The organism is Luteibacter sp. P4_D7_3, from assembly GCF_056401735.1.
The window spans coordinates 1-24,800 of sequence record NZ_JBFUIT010000016.1 but is presented as its reverse complement, the minus strand read 5'-3'; the positions used below and the strand labels follow the sequence as shown (position 1 = coordinate 24,800).

Annotated in this window: 22 protein-coding genes and 1 riboswitch; of the genes, 12 read left to right on the top strand and 10 right to left on the bottom strand. The window is 64.9% G+C overall.

Annotated features, from left to right (window positions below; genetic code table 11):
* Nucleotides 1-99: 99 nt before the first annotated feature.
* Nucleotides 100-1,143, bottom strand: a complete 1,044-nt coding sequence (locus AC1DSN_RS03375) for an aldose epimerase family protein (RefSeq protein ID WP_477296119.1) — start codon at nt 1,141-1,143, stop codon at nt 100-102.
* A 27-nt stretch (nt 1,144-1,170) separates the two neighbouring features.
* On the bottom strand, nt 1,171-2,388 hold the full coding sequence (locus AC1DSN_RS03370) for a XylR family transcriptional regulator (RefSeq protein ID WP_477329579.1): 1,218 nt from the start codon (nt 2,386-2,388) through the stop codon (nt 1,171-1,173).
* Nucleotides 2,389-2,503: 115 nt separating this feature from the next.
* Between AC1DSN_RS03370 and xylA the strand changes: the two genes are divergently transcribed.
* From xylA to AC1DSN_RS03340, 6 genes are all read left to right on the top strand, one after another.
* Nucleotides 2,504-3,820, top strand: coding sequence for a xylose isomerase (gene xylA, locus AC1DSN_RS03365; protein ID WP_477296121.1), 1,317 nt, complete (start codon nt 2,504-2,506; stop codon nt 3,818-3,820).
* 13 nt (nt 3,821-3,833) lie between these two features.
* A complete protein-coding gene (xylB, locus tag AC1DSN_RS03360; protein WP_477296122.1) occupies nt 3,834-5,339 on the top strand; it encodes a xylulokinase in 1,506 nt (501 codons plus the stop codon).
* A 29-nt stretch (nt 5,340-5,368) separates the two neighbouring features.
* Nucleotides 5,369-6,382: a D-xylose ABC transporter substrate-binding protein gene (gene xylF / locus AC1DSN_RS03355; RefSeq protein WP_063571582.1), complete on the top strand. Its 1,014-nt coding sequence runs from the start codon at nt 5,369-5,371 to the stop codon at nt 6,380-6,382.
* A gap of 71 nt (nt 6,383-6,453) precedes the next feature.
* On the top strand, nt 6,454-8,001 hold the full coding sequence (locus AC1DSN_RS03350) for a xylose ABC transporter ATP-binding protein (RefSeq protein WP_477329576.1): 1,548 nt from the start codon (nt 6,454-6,456) through the stop codon (nt 7,999-8,001).
* 39 nt (nt 8,002-8,040) lie between these two features.
* Complete coding sequence (locus tag AC1DSN_RS03345; protein ID WP_063571580.1) at nt 8,041-9,186, top strand: sugar ABC transporter permease; 1,146 nt, start codon at nt 8,041-8,043, stop codon at nt 9,184-9,186.
* A 116-nt stretch (nt 9,187-9,302) separates the two neighbouring features.
* The gene (locus tag AC1DSN_RS03340; protein WP_477298005.1) at nt 9,303-9,680 is read left to right on the top strand and encodes a TIGR03067 domain-containing protein; all 378 of its coding nucleotides are present in this window, start codon (nt 9,303-9,305) and stop codon (nt 9,678-9,680) included.
* A 100-nt stretch (nt 9,681-9,780) separates the two neighbouring features.
* Here the strand turns inward: AC1DSN_RS03340 and AC1DSN_RS03335 are convergent, their stop codons facing one another.
* Nucleotides 9,781-10,308: a DUF4142 domain-containing protein gene (locus AC1DSN_RS03335; RefSeq protein WP_477329574.1), complete on the bottom strand. Its 528-nt coding sequence runs from the start codon at nt 10,306-10,308 to the stop codon at nt 9,781-9,783.
* A 102-nt stretch (nt 10,309-10,410) separates the two neighbouring features.
* Complete coding sequence (locus tag AC1DSN_RS03330) at nt 10,411-11,025, bottom strand: alpha/beta fold hydrolase (protein ID WP_477298002.1); 615 nt, start codon at nt 11,023-11,025, stop codon at nt 10,411-10,413.
* 114 nt (nt 11,026-11,139) lie between these two features.
* Here AC1DSN_RS03330 and AC1DSN_RS03325 point away from each other — a divergent pair, with 114 nt between their 5' ends.
* Nucleotides 11,140-11,631, top strand: coding sequence for a YcxB family protein (locus tag AC1DSN_RS03325; protein ID WP_477329572.1), 492 nt, complete (start codon nt 11,140-11,142; stop codon nt 11,629-11,631).
* 100 nt (nt 11,632-11,731) lie between these two features.
* Here AC1DSN_RS03325 and metK read toward each other — a convergent pair whose 3' ends face one another.
* Nucleotides 11,732-12,952 carry a methionine adenosyltransferase gene (gene metK / locus AC1DSN_RS03320; protein WP_477329570.1) on the bottom strand — a complete coding sequence of 407 codons (1,221 nt, stop codon included), beginning with the start codon at nt 12,950-12,952 and terminating at the stop codon, nt 11,732-11,734.
* Between the two features lie 251 nt (nt 12,953-13,203).
* The gene (metE, locus tag AC1DSN_RS03315; RefSeq protein ID WP_477297454.1) at nt 13,204-15,495 is read right to left on the bottom strand and encodes a 5-methyltetrahydropteroyltriglutamate--homocysteine S-methyltransferase; all 2,292 of its coding nucleotides are present in this window, start codon (nt 15,493-15,495) and stop codon (nt 13,204-13,206) included.
* Nucleotides 15,496-15,691: 196 nt separating this feature from the next.
* Nucleotides 15,692-15,910: riboswitch (cobalamin riboswitch) on the bottom strand.
* Between the two features lie 89 nt (nt 15,911-15,999).
* On the opposite strand from metE, the gene AC1DSN_RS03310 reads away from it, so the two are divergent.
* Nucleotides 16,000-17,289: a glycosyltransferase gene (locus AC1DSN_RS03310; protein WP_477329568.1), complete on the top strand. Its 1,290-nt coding sequence runs from the start codon at nt 16,000-16,002 to the stop codon at nt 17,287-17,289.
* Nucleotides 17,290-17,336: 47 nt separating this feature from the next.
* On the opposite strand, the gene AC1DSN_RS03305 is transcribed toward AC1DSN_RS03310, so the two are convergent.
* From AC1DSN_RS03305 to AC1DSN_RS03295, 3 genes are all read right to left on the bottom strand, one after another.
* Nucleotides 17,337-18,149, bottom strand: coding sequence for an SDR family NAD(P)-dependent oxidoreductase (locus tag AC1DSN_RS03305; protein ID WP_477298233.1), 813 nt, complete (start codon nt 18,147-18,149; stop codon nt 17,337-17,339).
* 52 nt (nt 18,150-18,201) lie between these two features.
* The gene (locus AC1DSN_RS03300; RefSeq protein ID WP_477298231.1) at nt 18,202-18,627 is read right to left on the bottom strand and encodes a MarR family winged helix-turn-helix transcriptional regulator; all 426 of its coding nucleotides are present in this window, start codon (nt 18,625-18,627) and stop codon (nt 18,202-18,204) included.
* Between the two features lie 163 nt (nt 18,628-18,790).
* Nucleotides 18,791-19,771, bottom strand: coding sequence for an aldo/keto reductase (locus AC1DSN_RS03295; RefSeq protein ID WP_477298229.1), 981 nt, complete (start codon nt 19,769-19,771; stop codon nt 18,791-18,793).
* Nucleotides 19,772-20,307: 536 nt separating this feature from the next.
* On the opposite strand from AC1DSN_RS03295, the gene fusA reads away from it, so the two are divergent.
* From fusA to AC1DSN_RS03275, 4 genes are read left to right on the top strand one after another with little or no spacing between them, the layout of a single operon-like run.
* Complete coding sequence (gene fusA, locus AC1DSN_RS03290; protein WP_477329566.1) at nt 20,308-22,383, top strand: elongation factor G; 2,076 nt, start codon at nt 20,308-20,310, stop codon at nt 22,381-22,383.
* Nucleotides 22,384-22,426: 43 nt separating this feature from the next.
* Nucleotides 22,427-23,623 (top strand): molybdopterin molybdotransferase MoeA, encoded by a 1,197-nt coding sequence (locus AC1DSN_RS03285; protein WP_477295937.1) that lies wholly within the window; start codon nt 22,427-22,429, stop codon nt 23,621-23,623.
* Nucleotides 23,620-24,153, top strand: coding sequence for a molybdenum cofactor guanylyltransferase (mobA, locus tag AC1DSN_RS03280; RefSeq protein ID WP_477295936.1), 534 nt, complete (start codon nt 23,620-23,622; stop codon nt 24,151-24,153). The genes AC1DSN_RS03285 and mobA overlap by 4 nt, the downstream gene beginning before the upstream one ends.
* The gene (locus tag AC1DSN_RS03275; protein WP_213949701.1) at nt 24,150-24,488 is read left to right on the top strand and encodes a hypothetical protein; all 339 of its coding nucleotides are present in this window, start codon (nt 24,150-24,152) and stop codon (nt 24,486-24,488) included. The genes mobA and AC1DSN_RS03275 overlap by 4 nt, the downstream gene beginning before the upstream one ends.
* A 21-nt stretch (nt 24,489-24,509) precedes the next feature.
* On the opposite strand, the gene AC1DSN_RS03270 is transcribed toward AC1DSN_RS03275, so the two are convergent.
* The coding region (locus AC1DSN_RS03270; protein WP_477329563.1) for a formate dehydrogenase accessory sulfurtransferase FdhD at nt 24,510-24,800 on the bottom strand (291 nt) is incomplete at its 5' end.

Genomic DNA, 24,800 nt, shown 5'->3' with positions numbered 1-24,800 from the left:
CTCTTGTGGGAGCCGATTTATCGGCGATGGGTGCTTGAGGCAACCTTGCCCGCTGGCGCGGGATCGCCGATGAATCGGCTCCTACAGAGGTAGGTGCGATCAGGCGGTATCGACCTTGTAACGCGTGTGCTGGCGCCAGGTGACCCCGGGCCGCAGGATCGCTCCTTCGGACTCCGGCGAGTTGACCTGGTCGGGAAAGGCCTGGGCCTCCAGGGCGAAGCCGGCGAACGGGCCGTACGGCTCCGGGTCGCGGCTGGGCTGGCCGGTGAGCTTCTGGCCACTGTAGAACTGCAAGCCCGGCCGATCCGTCTCAACCGTCAGGCGACGACCACTCGAGGGTTCACTGACGACCGCCACCGTTCGCAGCGCCGAGCCCGTCGGTCCACGCGGGATGTAGCAGTGATCGAACCCGCCGACGAGGCGAAGTTGTGGATCGGGCCAATGCAGGCGCGATCCGATCGGCGCCGCGTCGCGGAAATCGAACGCGGTGCCCGCCACGTGCTGCCGGCCAACCGGAATCGCCCCCGCGTCGATGGCAAGGAACTCGTCCGCATCGATCCGGATGACGTGGTCGCGGATATCCGGCCGACGGTCATTGAGATTGAAATAGGGGTGGGCGGTGAGGCTCAACGGGGTCGGCGCATCGGACGTGGCTTCGTACTGGAGGTCCAGCGTGCCGTCGTCGTCGAAACGGCAGCGGAGTTCCACGCGTACCTCGCCCGGGAAGCCGCCGTCGCCCTCAGGTGAAACCAGGCGCATCACCAGCGACTCGCCGTCCGCTTCCACGTCCCAGCGCTGCAGGTGGAAACCGTACTGGCCGCCATGCAGATGGTTGCCACCGTCATTGCGGTCTACCTTGTAGTCGATGCCATCGAGGCGAAAACGCCCGCCGCGTATGCGGTTGGCCCAGCGACCGACGATGGCGCCCATGTAGGCATTCGAGTCGAGGTACTGCTGCGCCGTGGCATGGCCGAGCAACACCTCGCCCAGGCGCCCCTGGCGATCGGGCGATTGCCAGCCGAGCAACGTGCTGCCGAGATCGGTGATGTCGATCTGCGCATCGCTCGCGTTGCGCAGGGTCCAGCGGTGGAGCGGTCGGCCGTCGGGAAGCTGGCCCCAGGCGGTGGCATTGAATACGGGCATGGATAAAGCGATCCCTGCGGGCAACGATCAGGTTGCGGCCGTCTTGCGATGGAGGTCGAGGTACTGGCGCGGCGTACAGTCGTATTCGCGCCGGAATACCGCATACATGTATTGCAGTGAGGTGAAGCCACAGCGCAACGCGATGTCGGCGAGCGATACGTCCGAGTTGGCGATGAGATCGCAGGCGGTATCCAGCTTGTGCGTGAGGATCACCTGGTGCACGGTCTGTTTAAGCTCGCGTTTGAAGTGTTCTTCGAGCACGGTGCGTGATACGCCCACGTAGTCGGCAACCTGTTCGGTCTTGATGCCGAGGCAACCGTACTGGCGGATGTAATGGCTGGCGCGCATCACATGCGGGCTGCGTATCGGATGGAACTTGCTCGACGCCTGCACGTTGATACCGACCGGTGGCACGAGCACGCGGGTGCCAGCGCAGTCCATGCCACGCAGCATCTGGTGCAGCAGATGGGCCGCGGTGCGGCCCATTTCCTCCGCGCCCTGAATCACCGAAGTGAGCGGGATGCGCGTGAGCAGCTGGGCCATCGGGTCGTTGTCGATACCGACGATGGCGATCTGCTCAGGTACCGCGATGCCGCCCATCACACAGGCCTGCAGCAATTGCCGGGCGCGCGCATCGGTGACTGCCACGATGCCGATGGGCTTGGGCAGCTCGGCCAGCCAGGTCACCAGCTCTTCGACGGCCTGCCCCCAGCCGCCGGCACTGGTCGGAGAGCCCTGGTAGACCAGTCCTTCGACCGATTCTTCCTCCACGATGGCGCGGAACGCGTGCTCGCGTTCATGGGCCCAGCGGCTGGTCGGGTGCGGTGGCAGGCCATAAAAAGCGAATCGCGTCAGGCCCTGCTCAATCAGGTGGTCGTAGGCGAGGCGGATCAGCCGGGCGTTATCCGTGGCGATGTAAGGCACGTCGGTCGGGTAGTTGGCCGGGTCGTGATACGAGCCGCCCACCGCCACCACGGGAATGTGGAGGTCGCTCAACATGTCCGGTGCCTCGGGGTCGTCGAAGTCGGCAATGACCCCGTCGCCGCGAAACTGGTGGATATCGCGCATGCGGCTGCGGAAGTCCTCTTCCATGAAGAGGTCCCACTCGACGCGCGTGCTGTTGAGGTAATGCCCAATGCCGGCGATGACCTGACGGTCATAAACCTTGTTCGCGTTGAAAAGAAGGGCGATGCGATGGGGTGTCATGACCGTGGAAATTACCACGCCGCGCGTTAAACCGGTCATGACGCACCGCGGCAAAGAAAACCACGGGAACGGCGAGGGAAATCGCAATTGCGCCGCATGGCCCTTGATCGTCAGCATCGTCGGGATTCGTCCCCACGTTCGTCAAGGAATTGTTATGTCGTACTTTTCCAACATCCCCAAGATCGCCTTCGAAGGCGCCGGCTCGGATAACCCGCTGGCGTTTCACCACTACGATGCCAATAAGCAGGTCCTGGGCAAGAGCATGGCCGAGCACCTGCGCCTGGCCGTGTGCTACTGGCACACCTTCGTCTGGCCGGGCTCGGACGTGTTCGGTGCCGGCACCTTTGACCGCCCGTGGCACACGGCCGGCGACCCGATGGACAAGGCACGCGAGAAGGCCGACGCGGCGTTCGATTTCTTCACCCGCCTGGGTACGCCGTTCTATACCTTCCATGACACCGACGTATCCCCGGAAGGCGCCAACCTCGCCGAATACAAGAACAACTTCGCCGCGATGGTCGACGTGCTCGAGAAGAAGCAGGCCGAGACCTGCGTGAAGCTGCTCTGGGGCACGGCCAACGTATTCAGCAACCCGCGTTATGCCGCGGGCGCCGCGACCAATCCGCAGCCGGAAGTGTTCGCCTATGCGGCAACCCAGGTCCGTCACGCCATGGAAGCCACGCATCGCCTCGGCGGCGCGAATTACGTGCTGTGGGGCGGCCGCGAGGGTTACGAGACCCTGCTCAACACCGATCTGAAGCGCGAGCGTAACCAGCTCGGCCGCTTCTTCCAGATGGTGGTGGAGCACAAGCACAAGCTCGGCTTCAAGGGCACGATCCTGATCGAACCCAAGCCGCAGGAGCCGACCAAGCACCAGTACGATTACGACAGCGCCACGGTCTACGGTTTCCTGAAGGACTTCGGCCTGGAGAACGAGGTCAAGACCAACCTCGAAGCCAACCACGCCACGCTCGCCGGTCACTCGTTCCAGCACGAGGTCGCCACCTCGATCGCGCTGGGCCTGTTCGGCTCGATCGACGCCAATCGCGGCGATCCGCAGAACGGCTGGGACACCGACCAGTTCCCGAACAGCGTCGAAGAGCTCACCCTCGTCACCTACGAGATTCTCAAGGCTGGCGGTTTCACCACGGGCGGTTACAACTTCGACACCAAGGTTCGCCGCCAGAGCAGCGCACCGGAAGACCTCTTCCACGGCCACATTGGCGCCATCGACGCGCTGGCGCTCAGCCTGGAGCGGGCGGCGAAGATGATCGAGCGCGACGCACTGGCCGACTTCAAGGCCAAGCGCTATGCCGGCTGGGATGCGGACTTCGGCAGCAAGATCCTTCAGGGCGGCTTCACGCTCGCTTCGCTTTCGGACGAGGCCATCTCCCGCGACATCCACCCGAAGCACGTGTCGGGCGGACAGGAGTTGCTCGAGAACATCGTCAACCGCTATATCTATGGGTGATATGAAACCCGACATGGAAGCTTCGGCACGTATGTACCTCGGTATCGACCTCGGCACCTCCTCCGTCAAGGCGGTGCTCGTCGATGACGCGGGAGAGGTGCGCGCCAGCGCCACCAGCCCGCTCGAGGTATCCCATCCCAGGCCGCGATGGTCCGAACAGGACCCCGCGACCTGGTGGTCGGCGACCGAGGCCGCCGTTGCGGATGTCCTCAAGGGAACCGATGCCCGCCGCGTGGCGGCCATCGGCCTCTCGGGGCAGATGCACGGAGCCACGCTGCTCGATAAGTCCGACAACATCCTGCGGCCCGCCATTCTCTGGAATGACGGCCGTTCGGATGTGGAATGTGCCGAGCTGGAAAGGGTCCCTGGCTTCCGCGAGATCACCGGCAACCTTGCCATGCCCGGCTTCACGGCACCGAAGCTGGCCTGGGTGCGCAAGCACGAGCCCGAGGTGTTCGGTCGGGTCGCCAAGGTATTGCTGCCGAAGGATTACCTGCGCCTGCTGCTCACCGGCGAGTACATGACGGACGCCTCGGATGCTGCCGGTACGCTCTGGCTGGACGTGGCAAAGCGCCAGTGGAACGACGCCATGCTCGCGGCCACGGGGCTTGACCGTTCGCACATGCCGCAGGTGTTCGAAGGCAGCCAGCCCGCTGGCCGGCTGCGCAAGGAGCTGGCCGAGCGCTGGGGCATGGACACGGTGCCGGTGGCTGCAGGTGGCGGTGACAACGCGGCAGGCGCGGTCGGTGTCGGTATCGTTCGCGATGGCCAGGCCATGCTGTCGCTGGGCACGTCCGGTGTCTACTTCGCTGTCTCCGATGGCTTCCGCTCGAGTCCAGAGCAGGCCGTGCACAGCTTCTGCCATGCCTTGCCCGATACCTGGCACTTGATGTCGGTGATGCTCAATGCCGCCAGTTGCCTCGACTTCACGGCACGCCTTACCGGCCAGAAGGACGTGCCGGCGTTGCTCGCCGAAGCCGAGGCGAGCGGCCTCAAGCCCGACGGCCCCCTGTTCCTGCCTTATCTCACGGGTGAGCGCACGCCCCACAACGACGCCCATGCCCGGGGTTCCTTCACGGGCCTGGGTCCGGAGACCGATCGCGCCGATCTCGCCAATGCGACGCTCGAAGGCGTTGGCCTCGGCCTTCTGGACGGGTTGCTCGCGGTGGAATCCACCGGCCTGGTGGCCGAAGAGATCACGGTGATCGGCGGTGGTTCACGCAGTGCCTACTGGATCCGCATGCTGGCCGACATTCTCGGCAAGCGGCTGGTCCTGCGCAGCGGTGGCGAGGTCGGTCCGGCGCTTGGCGCGGCCCGTCTGGCCCACCTCGCGGCGGATCCCAAGGCCACGTTGGAAGAGGTTTGCCCGATGCCCGCCGTGACGGCCACTTACGAGCCCGATGCAGCGCGTCATGCTTATTTCCTGCAAACGCGCCACCCTTTGTTCCGCCGTACCTACGAGCAGTTGAAGTCCCTGACTACCGACGCCGCTCGCGGCGACGATTTCCGCCCTTCCTGAGGGGCGATTCCATAAGCACGGAGATAAGCATGAAGCAGAAGGCTCTATACACGGTCCTCGCCGTATCGATGGTCGCCGCAGGCGTGTTCGCCGCTCCGCAGGCGCACGCCAGCAAGGAAAAGCCGGTCATCGGTTTCTCCATCGACGATCTGCGCGTCGAGCGCTGGACCAAGGACCGCGACTACTTCAAGGCCGCTGTCGAAGCCAAGGGTGGCACCGTCTCGGTACAGTCCGCCGACGCCAACGAACAGAAGCAGATCTCGCAGATCGAAGGGCTGATCGCCCGCAAGGTCGACGTCATCGTCATCGTGCCGTTCAACGCCAAGACGCTCACCACGGTGGTCGGCGAAGCGAAGAAGGCCGGTATCAAGGTCATCTCGTATGACCGCCTGATCCTCAATGCCGACGTCGACGCGTATATCTCGTTCGACAACGACAAGGTTGGCCAGATGCAGGCGCAGGGCGTGGTCAACGCGGCTCCGAAGGGCAACTACTTCCTGCTCGGTGGCGCCCCGACCGATAACAACGCGAAGATCCTTCGCGAGGGCCAGATGAAGGTGCTCAAGCCGCTGGTCGACAAGGGTGACATCAAGATCGTCGGCCAGCAGTGGACCAACGAATGGCTTGCCTCGAACGCGCAGTCGATCATCGAGAACGCGCTGACCGCGAACAAGAACAACATCCAGGGCATCGTCGCTTCGAACGACGGCACCGCCGGCGGCGCCATCGCCGCCCTGACCGGCCAGAAGCTGGCTGGCAAGGTGGCCGTGTCGGGCCAGGATGCCGATCTCGCCGCGATCAAGCGCATCAAGGCCGGCACGCAGACCATGACGGTCTACAAGCCGATCAAGACGATCGCCACCGATGCCGCCAACCTGGCCATCGACCTGGCCCAGGGCACCGCGCCGCAGTTCACCTCCAAGATGAACAACGGCAAGGGTGACATCAACACCATCCTGCTCACCCCGACCCTGCTGACCAAGCAGAACGTCGACCTCGTGGTGAAGGACGGCTTCTACACCCAGGCGCAGGTCGGCCCGTAAGCTAGCGTTAGGCGTAAGATCGACGACGCCCCGCCTGATGGCGGGGCGTCGTCCTGCCAAAGGAAATATCGGTGAGCGAATACCTGTTCGAGATGCGCAATATCGTCAAGGAATTTTCCGGCGTACGCGCGCTCAATGGCATCGACCTGGCTGTGCGGCCAGGCGAGTGCGTCGGCCYGTGCGGCGAGAATGGCGCCGGCAAGTCGACCCTGATGAAAGTCCTCTCCGGCGTGTACCCCTACGGTACCTGGGAAGGCGAAATTCTTTTTGACGGCAAGCCCCTGCGCGCGGCATCCGTGCGTGACAGCGAGGCGGCCGGCATTGTCATCATCCACCAGGAGCTGATGCTGGTTCCGCAGCTCTCCGTTGCCGAGAATATTTTTCTCGGCAACGAGATCCGCAAGTTCGGCGGTGTGATGGATTACGACGCGATGTATGCGAAAGCCGATGCCTTGCTTGCGCGGCTCAAGCTGAAGGACGTCAACGTCGCGGCACCCGTGATGAACTACGGCGGCGGCTACCAGCAGCTGTTCGAAATCGCCAAGGCGCTGGCCAAGAATGCACGTCTGCTCATCCTCGACGAGCCCTCCTCATCGCTGACCTCCTCCGAGACCGACACGCTGTTGGCGATCATCGAGGACCTCAAGCACGATGGCGTTGCTTGCGTGTACATCTCGCACAAGCTCGAGGAAGTGGCGCGCGTCTGCGATACCGTCACCGTGATCCGCGATGGCAAGCACATCGTCACCAAGCCGATGAGCGAGATGACCACGCATTCGATCATCACCGCGATGGTCGGCCGCGATATCGAGAACCTGTTCCCGAAGGTGGATCACGACATCGGTGATGTGATCTTCGAAGCGAAGCACGTCACCTGCTGGGACCTCGCCAACCCGAACCGCAAGCGCGTGGACGATATTTCCTTCCAGCTTCGGCGGGGCGAAATCCTCGGCATCGCCGGTCTTGTGGGCGCAGGCCGTACCGAGCTCGTCTCCGCGATCTTCGGCGCCTATCCGGGTCGCTACGAGGCCGAGCTGGTCCTCGAAGGCAAGCCGATCAAGATCAAGAGCCCAGAGCAGGCGATCAAGGCCGGTCTCTCGCTCGTGCCTGAAGACCGCAAGCGCCAGGGTATCGTTCCGTTGTTGGGCGTGGGCGACAACATCACCCTCGCGACCCTCTCGCATTACGCGCATGCCGGTCAGATCGACCGCCAGGCCGAGCTGCAGGTGGTCGACGCCGAGATCAAGCGCCTTCGCGTGAAGACGGCCAGTCCGGAGCTTGCCATCATGGGCCTCTCCGGCGGCAATCAGCAGAAAGCCGTGCTGACCAAGATGCTGCTGCCCGGGCCCAAGGTCCTGATCCTGGACGAGCCCACCCGTGGCGTCGATGTCGGCTCCAAGTACGACATCTATAAACTCATGTTCGAACTGGCCGCCAAGGGCGTCGCGATCATCATGGTGTCCTCGGAAATGCCTGAGGTGCTCGGCGTGAGCGATCGCGTCCTCGTCGTCGGCGAGGGTAAGCTGCGTGGCGACTTCAAGAACGTCGGCCTGACGCAGGAGCAGGTGCTCGCCGCCGCTATCTCGCATGCCGCCGAGGGGCCCGCACACGCGGCCTGATCCTCAAACCTATTCACGCGTTACCAGGGAAGCTCCTCCATGCAGTCGCAGCAAATCCAGCAACTGTTCGTCCGTTACAAGATCCTCGCGCTGCTCATCGCCGTCGCGCTCATCTGGCTGTTCTTCCACATCAAGACGGATGCAGCCTTCGTCACGCCGGGCAATCTGTCCAATCTGTTCCGACAGATGGCGATCACCGGCATGCTTGCCTGCGGCATGGTGTTCGTCATCATCGCCGGCGAGATCGATCTGTCGATCGGTTCGCAGCTCGGCCTCCTCGGTGGCGTGGTCGCCATCCTCACCGTGAACCAGGGCTGGGGCACATGGCCCGCCATCGGTGCGGTGCTGGTACTCGGCCTGCTGATCGGCGCGGTCAACGGCTACATCGTCACCAAGATGCGCGTGCCCTCGTTCATCGTCGGCCTGGGCGGCATGCTCGCCTTCCGCGGCATCGTGCTCTTCATTACCGGCAGTTCCACGATCGCGCCGGCGCCGGATAACCTCATCGCGATCGGCCAGGGCTTCGTCCCGCCTGGCGTGTCGGTGTGGATCGGTGGCCTGATCTTCCTGGCCATGGTGGCATTGACCGCGCGCCGTCGTGTACGCCGCGCCAAGCTTGGTCTGCAGCAAGGCGCCTTGTGGATCGACGTGGCGAAGATCGTGGCGATCGGTGCGTTCATTTTCGGCTTCGTGCGGATGCTCAACGACGCCAACGGCATCCCCATTCCGGTGATGATCCTGCTCGGCCTGCTTGCCGTGTTCACGTACGTCTCCACGCAGACCGTGTTCGGTCGTCACATCTACGCGGTGGGCGGCAACATGGAAGCCACGCGCCTTTCCGGCGTGAACGTGGCACGCGTCAAGCTCGTGGTGTTCGCGATCATGGGCCTGATGTGCGCCTTCGCCGGCATCATTACCGTGGCGCGTACCGGCTCGGGTTCACCGTCCGCCGGTACCGGTGGCGAGCTCGACGCGATCTCGGCCTGCTTCATCGGCGGCACCTCCATGCGCGGCGGCTCGGGCACGGTCTACGGCGCGCTGATCGGCGCACTGGTCATGGCCAGCCTCGACAACGGCATGCAGCTGATGGACGTCGACAACTCCTGGCAGATGATCATCAAGGGCGTGATCCTCGTCCTCGCCGTCTGGGTTGACGTACTTTCTGGCTCCAACCGCAACGGCTGATCCGTCGCCAAAAGCATCGCCGATGAATCGGCTCCCACACAGAGCGCGATCACGCTCCTTGTAGGAGCCGATTCATCGGCGAACGGATGCTAGCCAAAACTTTTCACGGAAGAAAAATGAATGACCTAGAACGTCTCCAGGGCACCTGGTCCCAAACCCGCTTCGAAGAAAACGGCGTCATCGATCCGCCTGACGTCCACGGCGGCAACGGCGCCATCACCACCATCGAAGGCAATACCTTCGCCGTGCGTCTGGCCGATGGCGAACTCCTGCTCGCAGGCCGCTTCATCCTCGACCCCAGCACTACCCCGCGTTCGATCACCTGGATCGACAGCATGGGCGACGATGCCGGGAAGCTCTTACCTGCGAGCTATGAACTTGACGGCGATTCGTTCGTCTTCATCGCAGGGGATGAGGGCATGCCGCGGCCGGTCGAGTTCGTGACCTCGCCGGGGTTGACGTTGCGCGGGTTCGTCCGACGCAGCGCTCCGTAGCCATCGCCGATAAATCGGTTCCTACAAAAAGCGAAGCATGCTCTTCTGTAGGAGCCGATTCATCGGCGATGGGCGCTAGCGATCCCGTTGCGTTTCGCAATCACTTCCCAGTATTCAAAGCCCGAGCCATCTTCAGATGCTCCTTCAACGTAGGCAGCGTCTTCGTCGCAAACGCCTGCAGATCCTTGTTCGACCCCTTCTCCGCCTCGACCTCGAAAATCGCGACAGCCTTCTGGTGGTCAGCCACCATGACCTTGGCGAACTCCTTGTCGAACGCCGTGCCGTTAAGCATCTTCAGCGCGTTGATGTCCTTCTGGTTCGCTGGCGGCGGCGATTCGGCGGTGGCATAGCCGCGGTCGCCCGCTGCGAGCGTCTTCAGTTCCTCACCCGCCTTGGTGTGATCGGCCACGATCTGCCGTGCAAAGGCTTTGACCTTGTCCGAGCCGGCGTTCGTCTCGGCCAGCTTGCCGGCTTCGATCTCGGCGAGGCCGGCGCCGCTGGCATTGGTGACGAAACCAGCGTCGGTCGGTGTGCCGCCCTTGGAATCGGTGTGCTGGGCGAGGGCGGCCATGGGTAGGGCAGCGGCGAGGAAGGCGGTGGCCATGAGGCGGGGYAGGGTGCGTGACATGGTGAATCTCCGTAGACGAGTCTCAGATGTCGCACCCGAGCCATGAAATGGCTGTGACCGTAAGGTGGTGCCTCGAAAGGACGGCCCTCACGGCCTGCCAGCTCAATTCGCCATCGCTCCGACAACCGGCTTACCGTCGACGAAACTCCGTATGGCGCCTACCGTGGTGTCCGTCGCTTCTTCCATCAGCCAGTGGCCTGCGCCGGGAATGACCAGGCCCGTGACGTTCCCTGCGGCATGGCGCATGACGATGGCCTCGTTTGCCCCGAATGACTTCTCTCCGCCAATAGCGAGCACCGGCATGGGCAGTTTCGTCGCCAACGACGCCTGGTTGATGTCCGCATCCTGGCGAATGGCGCGGAACTGGGCGAACGCGGAATGCATCGCGCCCGGGCGGGCATAGATGTCGGCATAGTGCCGACGCGTGCCCTCGTCCATCTTGCTCGGGTCGCCGGCGAACTCGTTCCAGAATCGATCCAGATAGATTCGCTCGCGTCCGGCGACCAGGCGCTCCATGTCGGGACCGCCGAAATCGAAGTGCCAAAGCAATGGCGAGCGCACGATCTGGTCCCAGGGAGGGATGCCGGGAACGGGCGCATCCATCACGACCAGGCGCTCGGTTTTGTCCGGATAACGGGCTGCGTAGGCATAGGCCACCATGGTGCCGATGTCATGGCCGACGACGACGGCCCGGAGTCTGCTTCCAGTCGGATTCACTGCACTGTGCCACAGGTGATGATTCGAACGTCACATCCGCGGCTAAGTGGCTTCCACGGGCGATCTGGCGCGTGCGGGCTACCGCCGGATACGATGCTGCCTGGGGAGGGGCCTATGACGACCATGGACATCGTGCCGGACAACGACACGCATACGTTGCGCTACCGCTCGTCTCGCGTCGAGATCTGGCGGATCTACTGGCGCGCCTGGAGAAAGAAGTTCTGGGTGATCCATGTGATTGTCGCCGCCGACCTTGCCTGGCTTTGCAGCAACAACACACTGGTGTCGATGGCACTGTGGTTTGCGGTTTGGCTCCCCGTCGTCGTTATCTGCCTCGCGGCATTTCCCCAGATCATGTTCAAGCCTCAGGAGCGCACGTTGCACCTGACGCCCGAGGGATGGTCCACCACGATTGGACGCAAGTCCGGGTCGAAGCCCTGGAAGGAAATCCGCGGCATGGCGGAGACGCCTGAAGGCTTGGTCATCGTAGGAGCCAACGGAAACGCCATGGTGGTTCCGCAGCGTGCCTTCAGTGACGAGTTCCATCGGGCCGCCGTGGTTGCCGACGTGAGAAGCTGGTTTGCTGCCTCGCGAACGGCCGCCTGAGGGATCACGATGTCGCCGACAACCGTCCTGACGCTCGCACGGCACAAAAAAAACGGGCGCCAAATTGGCGCCCGTCTTCGTGTCACCTGTCGCGAACCGCTTACTTACCGCGAGCAGCCTTCACGCCAAGACCCGCGGCATCGCGCAGGATCTCGGCCTTGTCGGTCTTCTCCCACGAGAACGCCGTGAACGTGTTGCCGTTCTTGTCGGTCATCTCGTAGGGCTTGCGGCCGAAGTGACCGTTCGAAGCGGTCTGCTGGTACATCGGGTGCACCAGGTCGAGCATCTTGATGATGCCGAACGGACGCAGGTCGAAGTGCTTGCGGATCAGCTTCTCGATCTTCTCGTCGGCAATCTTGCCGGTGCCGAAGGTGGTCACCGAGATGGACGTCGGCTCGGCGACGCCGATGGCGTAGCTGACCTGGATTTCGCAACGGTCGGCGAGGCCGGCCGCGACGATGTTCTTGGCGACGTAACGCGCGGCATAGGCAGCCGAGCGGTCGACCTTGGACGGATCCTTACCCGAGAACGCACCACCACCGTGACGGGCCCAGCCGCCGTAGGTGTCGACGATGATCTTGCGGCCGGTCAGGCCGCAATCGCCCACCGGGCCACCGATGACGAACTTGCCGGTCGGGTTGATGTGGAACTTGGTGCCCTTGTGCAGCAGCTTCGCCGGCAGCACGGGCTTGAGGATCAGCTCGCGCACGCCTTCGATGAGGTCCTTCTGCTTCACGTCCGGATCGTGCTGGGTCGAGAGCACGACGGCGTCGATGGCGACGGCTTCGCCGTTCTCGTAGCGCAGGGTGACCTGGCTCTTGGCATCCGGGCGCAGCCACGGCAGCGGCGAGTTCTTCTTCTTGCGGACCTTGGTCTGCTGCTCGACGAGGCGATGGGCGTAGTGGATCGCCGCCGGCATGTATTCGCTGGTCTCGTTGGTGGCATAGCCGAACATGAGGCCCTGGTCGCCAGCGCCCTGTTCTTCCGGCTTCTTGCGGTCCACGCCCTGGTTGATGTCCGGGGACTGCTTGCCGATGAGGTTCAGCACGCCGCAGGTTTCGCCGTCGAAGCCGACTTCCGAGGAGTTGTAGCCGATGTCGAGGATGACCTTGCGGGTCAGCGCTTCGAGGTCGATCCAGGCGCTGGTGGTGATTTCACCCGCGACGATGGCGACGCCGGTCTTCACCAGCGTCTCGCAGGCCACGCGGGCACGCGGGTCCTGGGCCAGGATGGCGTCCAGAACGGCGTCCGAGATCTGGTCGGCGATTTTGTCCGGATGGCCTTCGGAGACCGACTCGGAGGTGAAGAGGAAGTTGCTCATCGCAGGTATATATCCTTCTTTACGGATAAAGAGATAAATGGGGGCGCGCCATGATACACGGCCTTTGCCGGGTTTGCAGAGGGAAGGGTACGCCGGGGTGGTGACGATTGCATGGATGTTCAGGCGCCCGGGCCGTCCGAACGGCTGCGCGGTGCCTGGTGGGAGCCGCTTCAGCGGCGATCCGGGGGCGCCAGGGCGTTGCCCGATGGCGCGGGATCGCCGATAAATCGGCTCCTACCAGGCGGGTGCCGTCAGGCCACGGCGGCCAGGCGCTCCCGGGCGGCCTTCGCCACCGCCACCATGCCCTTCAGGGCCTCGGAGACCTCGGGCCAGCCTCGGGTCTTCAATCCGCAGTCGGGGTTCACCCAGAGCTGGTCGGGTCGGAGCACCTGGAGGGCCCGGGCGAGCAGGTCGGCCATTTCGACCTCGGTCGGCACGCGGGGTGAATGGATGTCGTAGACACCCGGACCGATCCCATTGGGATACTTGAAGCGGGTGAACGCGTCGAGCAACTCCATGCGCGACCGGCTGGTCTCGATCGAGATGACATCGGCATCCATGGCGGCCACGGCCTCGATGATGTCGTTGAACTCCGAGTAACACATGTGGGTGTGCACCTGGGTCGAGTCGCTGACCCCACCGGCCGTGATGCGGAACGCATCGACCGCCCATGCCAGGTAGGCGTCCCACTCCGCGCGACGCAACGGCAGACCTTCACGCAACGCCGGTTCGTCGATCTGGACGATGCCGATGCCGGCCTTCTCGAGGTCGTGCACTTCGTCGCGCAAGGCCAGGGCGATCTGCCGGCAAACGTCCGATCGGGGGAGGTCGTCACGCACGAACGACCACTGCAGCATCGTTACCGGGCCGGTGAGCATGCCCTTCATGGGTCGGTCGGTGAGAGACTGTGCATACGCCGACCACGCCACGGTCATCGGTGCGGGACGCGCTACATCGCCATAGATGATCGGCGGCTTGACGCAGCGCGAGCCGTAGCTCTGCACCCAGCCGAGCGACGTGAACGCATAACCGGCCAGCTGCTCGCCGAAGTATTCGACCATGTCGTTGCGCTCAGGCTCGCCGTGCACCAGCACGTCGATGCCGGCCTCTTCCTGGAAGCGAACGACACGCCGCACTTCGTCGCGCAGGATGCCGGTGTACGCATCGTCGTCGAGCTTGCCCGAACGGTGGGCGGCGCGGGCGATACGCAGGTCGTTGGTCTGCGGGAACGAGCCGATCGTCGTCGTCGGCAGGTCGGGAAGGTCGAAGCGCTCACGCTGCACGGCCGCGCGGAAGGCGAAGGCCGAACGACGCTGGCCGAACTGTGGGGTGAGCTGGCGTACGCGGGCGCGAACGTCGGCACGGACTACCTCGCCAGAGCTCTGGCGGCCGACGACGATCTCGTGCTGGCGATTCAGCGTTTTCCGCGCGGCTTCGTCGCCCGCGACGGCATCCGCGTAGCGACGCAGCTCGGCGATCTTCTGCCGCGCGAACGACAGCCATTCGGCGAGGTGTGACGGCAGGTGCTTTTCTTCGGAAACGTCGATCGGCACATGCAGCAGGGAGCACGACGTCGACAGCCACAGGCGATCGCTGCCGAGGCGTGCGAGCAGGCGATCCACGCGGGGAAGGATGGTCGCCGGATCGCTCAGCCAGATGTTGCGGCCATCGAGGACGCCGGCGGAAAGGACCCGGTCGGCCGGCAGGGCATCGAGTACGGCGTCCAGCTGGTCGGGCGCACGGGCAAGATCGACGTGCAGGCCGGCAACCGGCAACGATGTGGCAAGTTCGAGATTGGCACCGAGCTCACCGAAGTAGGTGGCGAGCAGGACGCGCACGCGGCCGTGTGCGGCGATAGCCGCGTAGGTGCGCCGGAAAGCCTCGCGCCACTCCGCGTCCAGATCGAGCACGAGCGTCGGCTCATCCACCTGCACCCAATCGGCGCCTGCCGCTGCGACGGCATCGACGACACTCAACCATGCCGGCAACAGGGCGTCGAGAAGAGCCAGCGGATCGCTGCCATCGACGGTCTTGGACAGGCGCAGGAAGCTGACGGGCCCGAGCAGGACAGGGCGTGCGACGTGACCGGCGGCGATGGCCTCGCGGTATTCGGCGACGACCTTGTCCGGGCGTGCCGTGAAGAATTGTCCCGCCTCGAGCTCCGGGACGATGTAGTGGTAGTTCGTGTCGAACCACTTGGTCATCTCCAGGGCATGCAGATCCACATCGCCGTCCTGATGGCCGCGGGCCATCGCGAAATAGCCCGCCAGGGGGTCGCGGGAGGCGAGTTCGCGGTAGCGCGCGGGGATGGCGTCGACCAGCACGGCCGCGTCGAGCACGTGGTCGTAGAGGGAAAAGTCGTTTACCGGGACACTGTCGGCCCCGGCGTCGCGAGCGAGCTTCCAGTGGCGCTGGCGCAGTTCGCGCGCGACGGCGAGCAGTTCGTCGGCGCGGCTTTCTCCCTTCCAGTGGCTCTCGAGGGCGCGCTTGAGTTCGCGGCGTCGGCCGATGCGGGGGAAGCCCGGGTAAGTTACGTGTGGCATGGATAATTCCTCTTCGTGGCAAAGAGGAGGGAAGGGCGGCTGGTCGCGAACGCACGCGGACTGCCGCGACGAGGCATGGCAGGCGTGGGGCGTCATGCAGGCTAGCCGTCGACCTTCGCCCCCGCGGGCGAACCGGATGCCGCCCCTTGCGGAGCGCCCATCCAGGTCGGGCGGACCGTCCGCGCCCATGACGGCGCGAACGGTCCGGTCGGCGGCAGGTCTTCGGGCTCGTGGATGTGGCACCGGGCTGGTGCCGCCTTGTTCGTCGCTTCCCGGATCCCGTTCGATCCAGTGCCTGTGACGGACTCGTCTCCACATACCGCTGCGGGGCAGCGCCGGATTGACACCGGCTTCCCTCTTGGCTTTATCTCTCTATTCGAATAAAGAGATAAAGACCGCTAACGGGCGGAAAATTAGCCGTATGGACGCCTGAAGTCAATCGATGGCGATGCATCGCCTCGACATCCTGGCGGCGACCATGTGCCGACACCCAGGGAGCGCCACATGACCGCAAGACACATCGTGATGGCGACGGTCGGCTCGCAGGGCGACCTTTTCCCGTTTCTGGCCGCGGGGCGGGAGCTTCGGCAGCGTGGGTATCGTGTGACGATTGGCGCCCACGGCATTCATCGGGACGCCGTGGGCGAGGCGGGGCTCGATTTCGTGCTCGCCAGCGGCATCGCCGAGCCCGAAGACAAGGCGGCGTTCGCGGCGAGGGCCTTTCATCCCTGGCGCGGACCGCGCTTCGTGGTTCGCGACCTCGCCGCCGCGGACGTCGCGAGCAGCTATGCGGCGCTCGCGCCCGTTTGTGCCGATGCGGATGCCATCGTCACCTCCACGCTGGCGTTCGCCGGACAGATCCTTGGCGAGACCCGACGGATCACCTGGCTATCGGCGGCGCTGTCGCCTGCCGTCTTTCTTTCTGCCTTCGATCCACCCGCCACGGGCATCGAGTGGCTGGACCGGTTCCTGCGATCGTCGCCCCGGCGTGGTGCCTGGGTGCGTCGCATCGGCGAAACGGTAACCTCGCCCTGGACGAAAGCGGTGCGAAGCTTCCGGCAATCGCTGGGGCTCGCAACGGTGTCCGCGTGGGGCGATCCGTTTCATCGCGGTCAGCACGCGCGCGATGGCGTGCTGGCCATGTACTCGCCCTTGCTGGGCCGCCCACCACCGGATTCGCCCGCACACACCGTGGCGACGGGCTATTGCCGCTACGTGCCGTCGGGGGATGTGCTTCCGCCAGATCTGGCCGCGTTCCTCGATGCCGGGGACGCTCCGTTGGTGTTCACCCTTGGCTCGGCCGCGGTGCACGCCGGTGAGGCCTTCCTTCGCGAAAGCATGACGACGGCGGCCGCGCTGGGTCGTCGCGCCGTACTCCTGACAGGATCGCCCGAGATGCGTGCGCGCCTGCCCGTCACGTTACCCGGCGAGGTGTTCGCAGCGGAGTACGCACCGCACGGCGCACTGTTCACACGCGCGGCGGCGGTGGTRCATCACGGCGGGATCGGAACCACGCAGGAGGCGTTGCGCGCGGGCTGCCCCGAGCTGGTCGTGCCCCATGGCTTCGACCAGCCGGACAACGCGGCGCGGATCGTCCGCCTTGGCGTGGGCGATGTGTTGCCCGCGTCGCGCTATCGCGCAGACGCGGCTACGACGCTATTGCGCGCGCTGTTGAGCGACGAGGGTGTCGCGTCGCGAGCGCAGCGTGCCGCGGTGGTCATTCGTGCGGAGAACGGTGCGCGTGTCGCGGCGGATGTTATCGAGCAGGCGATTGCGCGGCGTCTGCGGAAGTAGGCCCGCAGACGCGCGTTCGCCGATTCATCGGCGATGGGTGCTCGCGTTTACGCCGCGACTTTCGCCCTGACGCCATACCGCGACGCCGGCACCGACTTCGACAGCTCCGGGAACAAGGCACGACGCGCCGCTTCCAGTGCATCGACAAGCGCCGTGGTTTCCACCGAAGGAATCGTCACCAGTTCACCCGCGTCGAAACCAGCCAGCGACGCATCGACCATGTCCTCGGCGCTCATCACCCAATCCGGCGGAAGATTCGCCACGGCGGATCCGGCAACCGGCCAGAAATCGGTCGCGGTCGCGCCCGGCAAGACGGCCTGTACCTTGACGCCCTTATCGGCGAGCTCGTGATGCATTGACTGGCTCAGCGCCAGCACGAATGCCTTGCTTCCGCCGTATACGCCATTGAGCAGCTCCGGCGCGATGGCAACGATAGAAGCGATGTTGATCACGGCGCCCTTGCCACGTGCAACGAAGCCCGGCACGGCCTTGTACGCCAGGCGGGTCGGAGCGGTCACGTTCAGCGTGATGAGATCGGTCATCTTGCCGATGTCCGCCTGCAGCAGTGGGGCAGTCGCGCCCACGCCGGCGTTATTGACCAAGAGGGTGAGGTCCGTTGCGTCACCGATGACCTGCTCGACGCGGTGAAGGTCGGCGTCCCGCGTGAGGTCCGCGGCCACGATGCTGACGTTCCGGCCGGTGGCGTTCGTGATGTGCTTCGCCAGCGTGTCGAGCTTGTCCTTGCTGCGTGCGACAAGGATGAGGTCGTAACCGCGACGCGCAAGGCGGTCGGCGTAGACCGCGCCGATGCCTGAGGACGCGCCGGTGACCAGGGCTGTGCCGAGAATGTTGCTGCTCATGAGTGGTGATCCTGTGTGGATGTGTGTATGCACTTTTAAAGGCAAAAAAAGGTCAGCCCATCTGACCCATGCGATGAAATGCGTCGCGTGCGGCTTCGGCAGCAGACTCGCCACCGAACTTCGAGACGAACTCGGCCTGAGCCTCCGCCCACAACTGACCCGCCTGGGCCGACTTGGCCAGACCTGCCGGAGTGAGTACGTAGACGTGCTGGCGCGGGTCTTCCGTCGAAGCCGCGACGGCGATCAAACCATCGCGCTGAAGGGGTTTAAGCGCACGAACCAGGCTGGTCCGGTCCATGACCATCTCCTCGGCAAGGTCGCGCATGCCGATCCCTGGGCGGTCTTCAAGTACCACCAGGATGGAGAACTGCGAACTGGTCAAGCCGCTGGGTGCCAGGTGGCGCTCGTAGGAGCGCGTCAGCGCCCGCGCCGCCTGACGGGCGGCGAAGCAGTTGCAGAAGTCGTTACGGGTAGCCATGGATCTATACTGATCGTGCATACACACACATGTCAAGTACTTCATGCTCCGCCGTAGGAGCCGATTCATCGGCGAATGGGTGCTCGCGACAGCCCCGCCAACGGGTGGCCGCTGCCGCGGCCTTCGCCGATGAATCGGCTCCTACCAAGCAAGAGAGTGGCGGCTACTCGAAGCCGGCGACGGGGTGCGGGCCGTACGCATTTTCCAGCGTCGCCGTTTCTTCGTCGGACAACACCAGGTCGATCGCGGCGACCGCATCGTCGAGATGGTGCGGTTTCGAGGCGCCGACGATCGGTGCCGTGACGCCGGAACGATGCGCCACCCACGACAGCGCGACCTGTGCACGCGGCACCCCCCGTTGTTCCGCGACCTTTTTCACCGCCTCGACGATGGCGCGGTCCGAATCCTCGGTGGCGTTGTACAGCGTGCGTCCGAAGACGTCGCTCTCCTGACGCGTGCTGCTCTGGTCCCAGTCGCGCGTGAGGCGGCCGCGCGCAAGCGGGCTCCACGGGAGGACGGCGATACCCTGGTCTTCGCAGAAGGGAATCATCTCGCGCTCTTCTTCGCGCTGCAGCAGGTTGTAGTGGTCCTGCATGCTGGCGAACTCGGTCCAGCCGTGCAGGCGTGAGGTGTAGATCATTTTCGCGAACTGCCAGGCGAACATCGACGAGGCACCGAGGTAACGCACCTTGCCCGCCTTGACCAGGTCGTGGAGTGCTTCCAGCGTTTCCTCTACCGGCGTGGTGTGGTCCGCGCGATGAATCTGCAGCAGGTCGATGTAGTCGGTACCCAGGCGAGCGAGGCTGTCGTCCACCGAGTGGAAGATCGCCTTGCGCGAAAGACCACCGCCGTTCGGTCCCTTCCGCCAATGGAAGAAGGTCTTCGTGGCAATGACCACTTCATCGCGTCGCGCGAAATCCTTCAGCGCGCGGCCGACGATTTCTTCCGAGGTGCCATCGGAGTAGGCGTTCGCGGTGTCGAAGAAGTTGATCCCAAGATCCAGTGCCTTGCGGATGAACGGGCGGCTCGCCTCTTCGTCCATCGTCCACGCATGGTTCCCGCGGTCGGGGACGCCGTAGGTCATGCAACCGAGAACGAGTGGGGAGATATCGAGGCCGGTGCGGCCGAGTTTCACGTAGCGCATGGGGAGCTCCGGTTAGGACTGCCGGAAGTGTGATCCCTAAAACGGGAGCGGAAAATGAAACTTGTTTAATTCGTTGCGGGCCTCTTTGTATTCCAGGCGGCTGCCGCCCCTTGAAACCTGCCCGGGCGTCCCTAACTAGGGCCCAGCGAAGACGCGACGACCTTGCCGGCCCTCACCGGCGGGGCGTAGCATCTCCCCCTCACCAAGAGAGCCCAGCCATGTTCCGCTGCAAGCATGATTTGATGTTCGTCACACCGATCGCCCCATGGGCGCGTCGCGGGTGCGCGCGTCTCATGCCTGGCGGCGTGTCGTTCACGTAACGGCACTCCGGCCTCGAAGAACACGACAAGCACCCGCGAGGGTGCTTTTTTTTGCCTCGAATCTGAACGTCCTCACCGGAGCAGCGTGCCATGAAGAACAGCCGCGACCCTCGATCCTGACCGTCCCGCTCAGCCAGGGGCGGCGGTAACAGGATCGGGGAGTGCCTCGCTCGACGAACCATCGAGCCCCTGGCGACCCATCAGGAACCGTTAGCCATGAGTACCACCACCCGCGAATCCACCATTCCCGTCGGCCGTTGGCGCAACCTCGGCATCATTGCGCACGTCGATGCCGGCAAGACCACGCTCACCGAACGCCTGCTCTTCAAGACCGGCACGATCCATCGCACCGGCGAAGTGCACGACGGCGCCACCACCACCGACCACATGGAGCTCGAGCGCGAGCGTGGCATCACGATCGGCGCCGCGGCCGTGCGCGCGAACTGGACGCCCGACGGCGGCCAGCCGCATCGCCTGACCCTGATCGACACGCCCGGCCACATCGACTTCGCCATCGAGGTGGAGCGCTCCCTGCGCGTGCTCGACGGCGCGGTCACCGTGTTCTCGGGGGTCGCTGGCGTGCAGCCGCAATCGGAAACCGTCTGGCACCAGGCGCGTCGTCACGGCGTGCCGCTGATGGCCTTCATCAACAAGATGGACCGCCCCGGCGCGGACTTCGATGCCGTCGTCGCACAGATGCGCGACAAACTCGGCGCGAATCCGTGGGTCGTCGCGCGCCYGATCGTCGAGGGCGAGCACATGACGGGTCTGGTCGACCTCGTTGGCGAACGGATCTGGCGCTTCGACGATGCCGGCACGCCGAGCATCCACTCATGGGATGACACCGAACGTGCGACCCATGCGGGCGCGCGTGCCGATCTCGTCGCCGCGGTGGCCGATCGCGATGAGGTGCTGGCCGAACTGTGGCTCGCCGATCAACCGATCGACGCGGCCGCGCTCACGGCTGCCCTGCGTCGCGGCACGCTGGCGCGCGCCGGTTCGCCGGTGCTGCCGGGCTCGGCATTCCGCAACGTTGGCATCGAGCCGCTGCTCGACGCTTTCGTCGCCTACCTGCCGTCGCCGCTGGATCGCCCCGCGGTGGTCGCACATACCGACGACGGTGACGTAACGGTGGCGCCCGATGCGAACGCGCCATTCGCTGCGCTGGTCTTCAAAGTGGTCAACCAGGCGCACGGCCCCCTGGCGTTCGTTCGTGTGTACTCGGGCCGCCTGCACGTTGGCGACGCGGTATGGCGCAGCGGCACGGATCGCGTGCAGCGTATCGGCCGTCTTGCTGTGGTGCGCGCCGAAGACACCGAAGCGGTCGACGCCGCGGAGGCGGGCGACATCGTTGCGATCGCGGGCTGGAAGGACGTCGCCACCGGTGAAACGCTGACGGACTCGCATCACCCATTGCGTCTGGAAACCATCCAGGCGCAGCCGGCGGTGCTGTCGTGGCGTCTTTCGCCGGAACGTTCGGCCGACCTGCTCAAGCTCGGCAACGGGCTTGCGCGCCTTGCGCAGGAGGATCCGTCCTTCCGCGTGGGTACCGATCCGGACACCGGCGAGACGCTGGTCTGGGGTATGGGTGAACTGCATCTGGAAGTGATGGTGGAGCGTCTGCGTCGCGAGTGGGGTGTGCAGGTGCGCACCGGTTCGCCACGTGTGGCCTATCAGGAAACCCCGGCCTCGGCGTCAGGCTCCGTGGAAGGCAAGGTCGCCAAGCAGACGGGCGGCAGTGGCCAGTATGCGCGCGTGGTGCTTTCGGTCACGCCGACCGGTGAGGAGACCAACCGCTTCGAGGACAAGACCACGGGCGGCGTGATTCCCAAGCAGTTCCAGCCGGCGGTGGAGAAGGGCGTGTTGTCGGCCCTGATCGAAGGCCCGCGTGGCTATCCGGTGGTCGGTGCGCATGTCGCGGTCACGGACGGCCAGGCCCACGCGGTCGATTCGAACGAGATGGCGTTCCATCGTGCCGCGCAGATCGGTGTGAAGGCGGCCCTGGAGGCGACCGGCACGGTATTGCTGGAGCCGGTGATGCGCGTCTCGGTGAGTTCGCCGGGTTCGGCGGTGGGCGACCTGCTGGGCGACCTGCAGCGTCGTGGTGGCCAGATCGTCAATCTGACCGACACGCAGGAGCGCACGGAGATCGAGGCCGATGTGCCGCTCGCCCAGCTGGAGGGCTACAGCACGGCGCTGCGCTCGTTGAGCCAGGGCCGCGCTTCGGCCACGGTGGCGTTTCATGCCTACCGCCCGGCGGCCGTGCAGGAGGCGTCGCGCAAGATGGCGTGACGTGATGGGTGATGGCGAGGCTCCGCCGGGTTACGCTTCACCCATGATTTCCTACCCCGATGCACTGGCCCTGTTACTAGGTGAAGCCGACGCGCTCGATGGTGAGCGCGTCGGCATCGACGCCGCACCGGGACGTTTTCTGGCACGTGACATCATCAGCCCCGCTTCTTTGCCGGGCTTCGATAACGCGGCCATGGATGGCTATGCGGTGCGCGCGCCAGGCGAAACGATTCCTGCCGAATCCACCTATGCCGTTGCCGCCATGCACGCGGCCGGTGACGATACCTATGACTACCCCGACGCGGAAGCCTGCGAGATTGCCACCGGGGCGCGCATGCCGGTGGGCTTCGACACCGTCGTGCCCGTGGAGCGCACCGAGCGCCAGGGCGATCGCGTGCGCTTCCTTGCGGACGAGCGTCGCGCACAGAACGTGCGTCATGCCGGTAGTGACATCGAGGTGGGCGATGTCGCCTTGCTTGCCGGAAGGCGCGTCGATCCTGCGGCGATCATGTTGCTCGCTGCCCTGGGCATCGACCGCTTCGACGTCGTGCGACGTCCGCGCGTGGCCATCGTCAACACCGGCAGCGAACTCAACGCGGGTGGCCCGCTCCCGCTGGCCGGCATCCACGACTCCAACGGACCGTTTCTAGCGTCGAGCCTCGCGCGCTGGGGTGTCGAGGCGATCGGCCGCACGCGGGTTGCCGATCATGGTGATGCCTTTCATGTCGCGATCCGCGATGCCCTGGCCGGCCATGCCGACCTGATCGTGACCACCGGCGCAGTGTCCGCAGGACGTTTCGACTTCGTGCCAGCCGCACTCGCGTCGCTGGGTGCCCGTGAACTTTTTCACAAAGTCGCCATACGGCCGGGCAAGCCCTTGCTGGTGGTGCGCTTCGACAACGGGCCACTCGTCATCGCCTTGCCGGGCAATCCCATCGCCGTGGCCGTGGGCTACCGTTTCTTCGTGGCGCCGGTGCTGCGGGCGATGGCGGGGCTGCCGCCCGAGCGGCCATTGCGCGTGCGTCTGGAAGCGCCATCGGTCGTGCGCGAGGGCATGCAGCACTTCGGACTGGGTGAGATTTCGCGTGACGAAGAGGGGCTCGCCGTCGCCCGCATGACGCCCTCGCAGGCGGCCTATCGTATCCAGCCGTATACGCGTGCGAACACGTGGCTGTCCGCGAGCGATGTGTACACGGCGTCGGCTGATGCGTGGCCACTCGATCCCGTCGACGCGCCATGATCATCGGCCTGATTCTCGCTGGCGGACTGTCGTCTCGCATGGGTGAGGACAAGGCGCTGATGGTGATCGACGGCGTGACGATGCTCGACCGGACCGCACGTGCCTTGCGCAGCATGGGTGCCGGCCTGGTGGCGGTGAGCGGCTCGCGCTCTGGCGGCATCCCCGACCGTTGGCCGGCGGCCGGACCGGTCGGCGGCATGGCCAGCGCCGCGGAGGTGCTTCCCGATGCCGAGCTGCTGGTGGTCCCGGTGGACATGCCACGGATGGGGAGCGCCGTGCTCTTGCCCTTGCTGACCGAGCGTCGCCAGCGAGCGACGCGATGGGCGGGGCATCCGCTGCCGATGCGACTGACGCTCGACGCCACGACACGCGACGCGCTCATTGGCATGATGACGCTGACCGGTCGCGACTGTTCGGTGTCTGCCTTGCAGACGCGCATCGGCACGACCACACTGCCTCTGGGCGGGCTGGACCCGATCCTTCTGGCTAACTGCAACACCCCTGACGAATGGCGCGAGGCGAACGCATGAGGGTACAGCTGGAGAACGACACGGTTCGCGTACGGATCGACGAGGATGAGCTCGGGGAGCTGCTCGGCAACATCGCCTTGCTCGGCTCGACGGCCTTCGGCAAGGCCTTTGTCATGCGTTATTCGGTCGACGCCACGGAGGCAGCCTCGTGCACGCTCGAGGGCAATGCCCATGAGTGGCGACTGAAGGTCCCGGTGACCGAACTGGCTGCCTTGCAGTCGCGCCTGCCAAGCAAGGAGGGCCTCGTGTTCGACATTCCCGGTTACGACACGGTTGCCACCACGGTTCGTTTCGATGTCGACGTCAAAGACAGCCTGCGCCGTCGCCGAAGCTGAAAGGCCCTTTCGAAGCGCCCTTCAGATGATGCGCTGCGGCCGGCTATAAACATTGAATCGCCCGGGCCGGGCAAACCCGATCAGGGTGACGCCACAATCGCTGGCAAGATGCACCGCCAGCGCGGTCGGTGCGGAAATGGCGACGACGATGGTGATGCCGGCCACCGCCGCCTTGGTCACCATTTCGTAGCTTGCGCGACTGGTGATAACGACGAAACCGTCGCTGGCGTCTATGTGCGCGGTATGCATCGCACCGATCAGCTTATCCAATGCATTGTGGCGACCCACATCCTCGCGCACACAGACAATGGC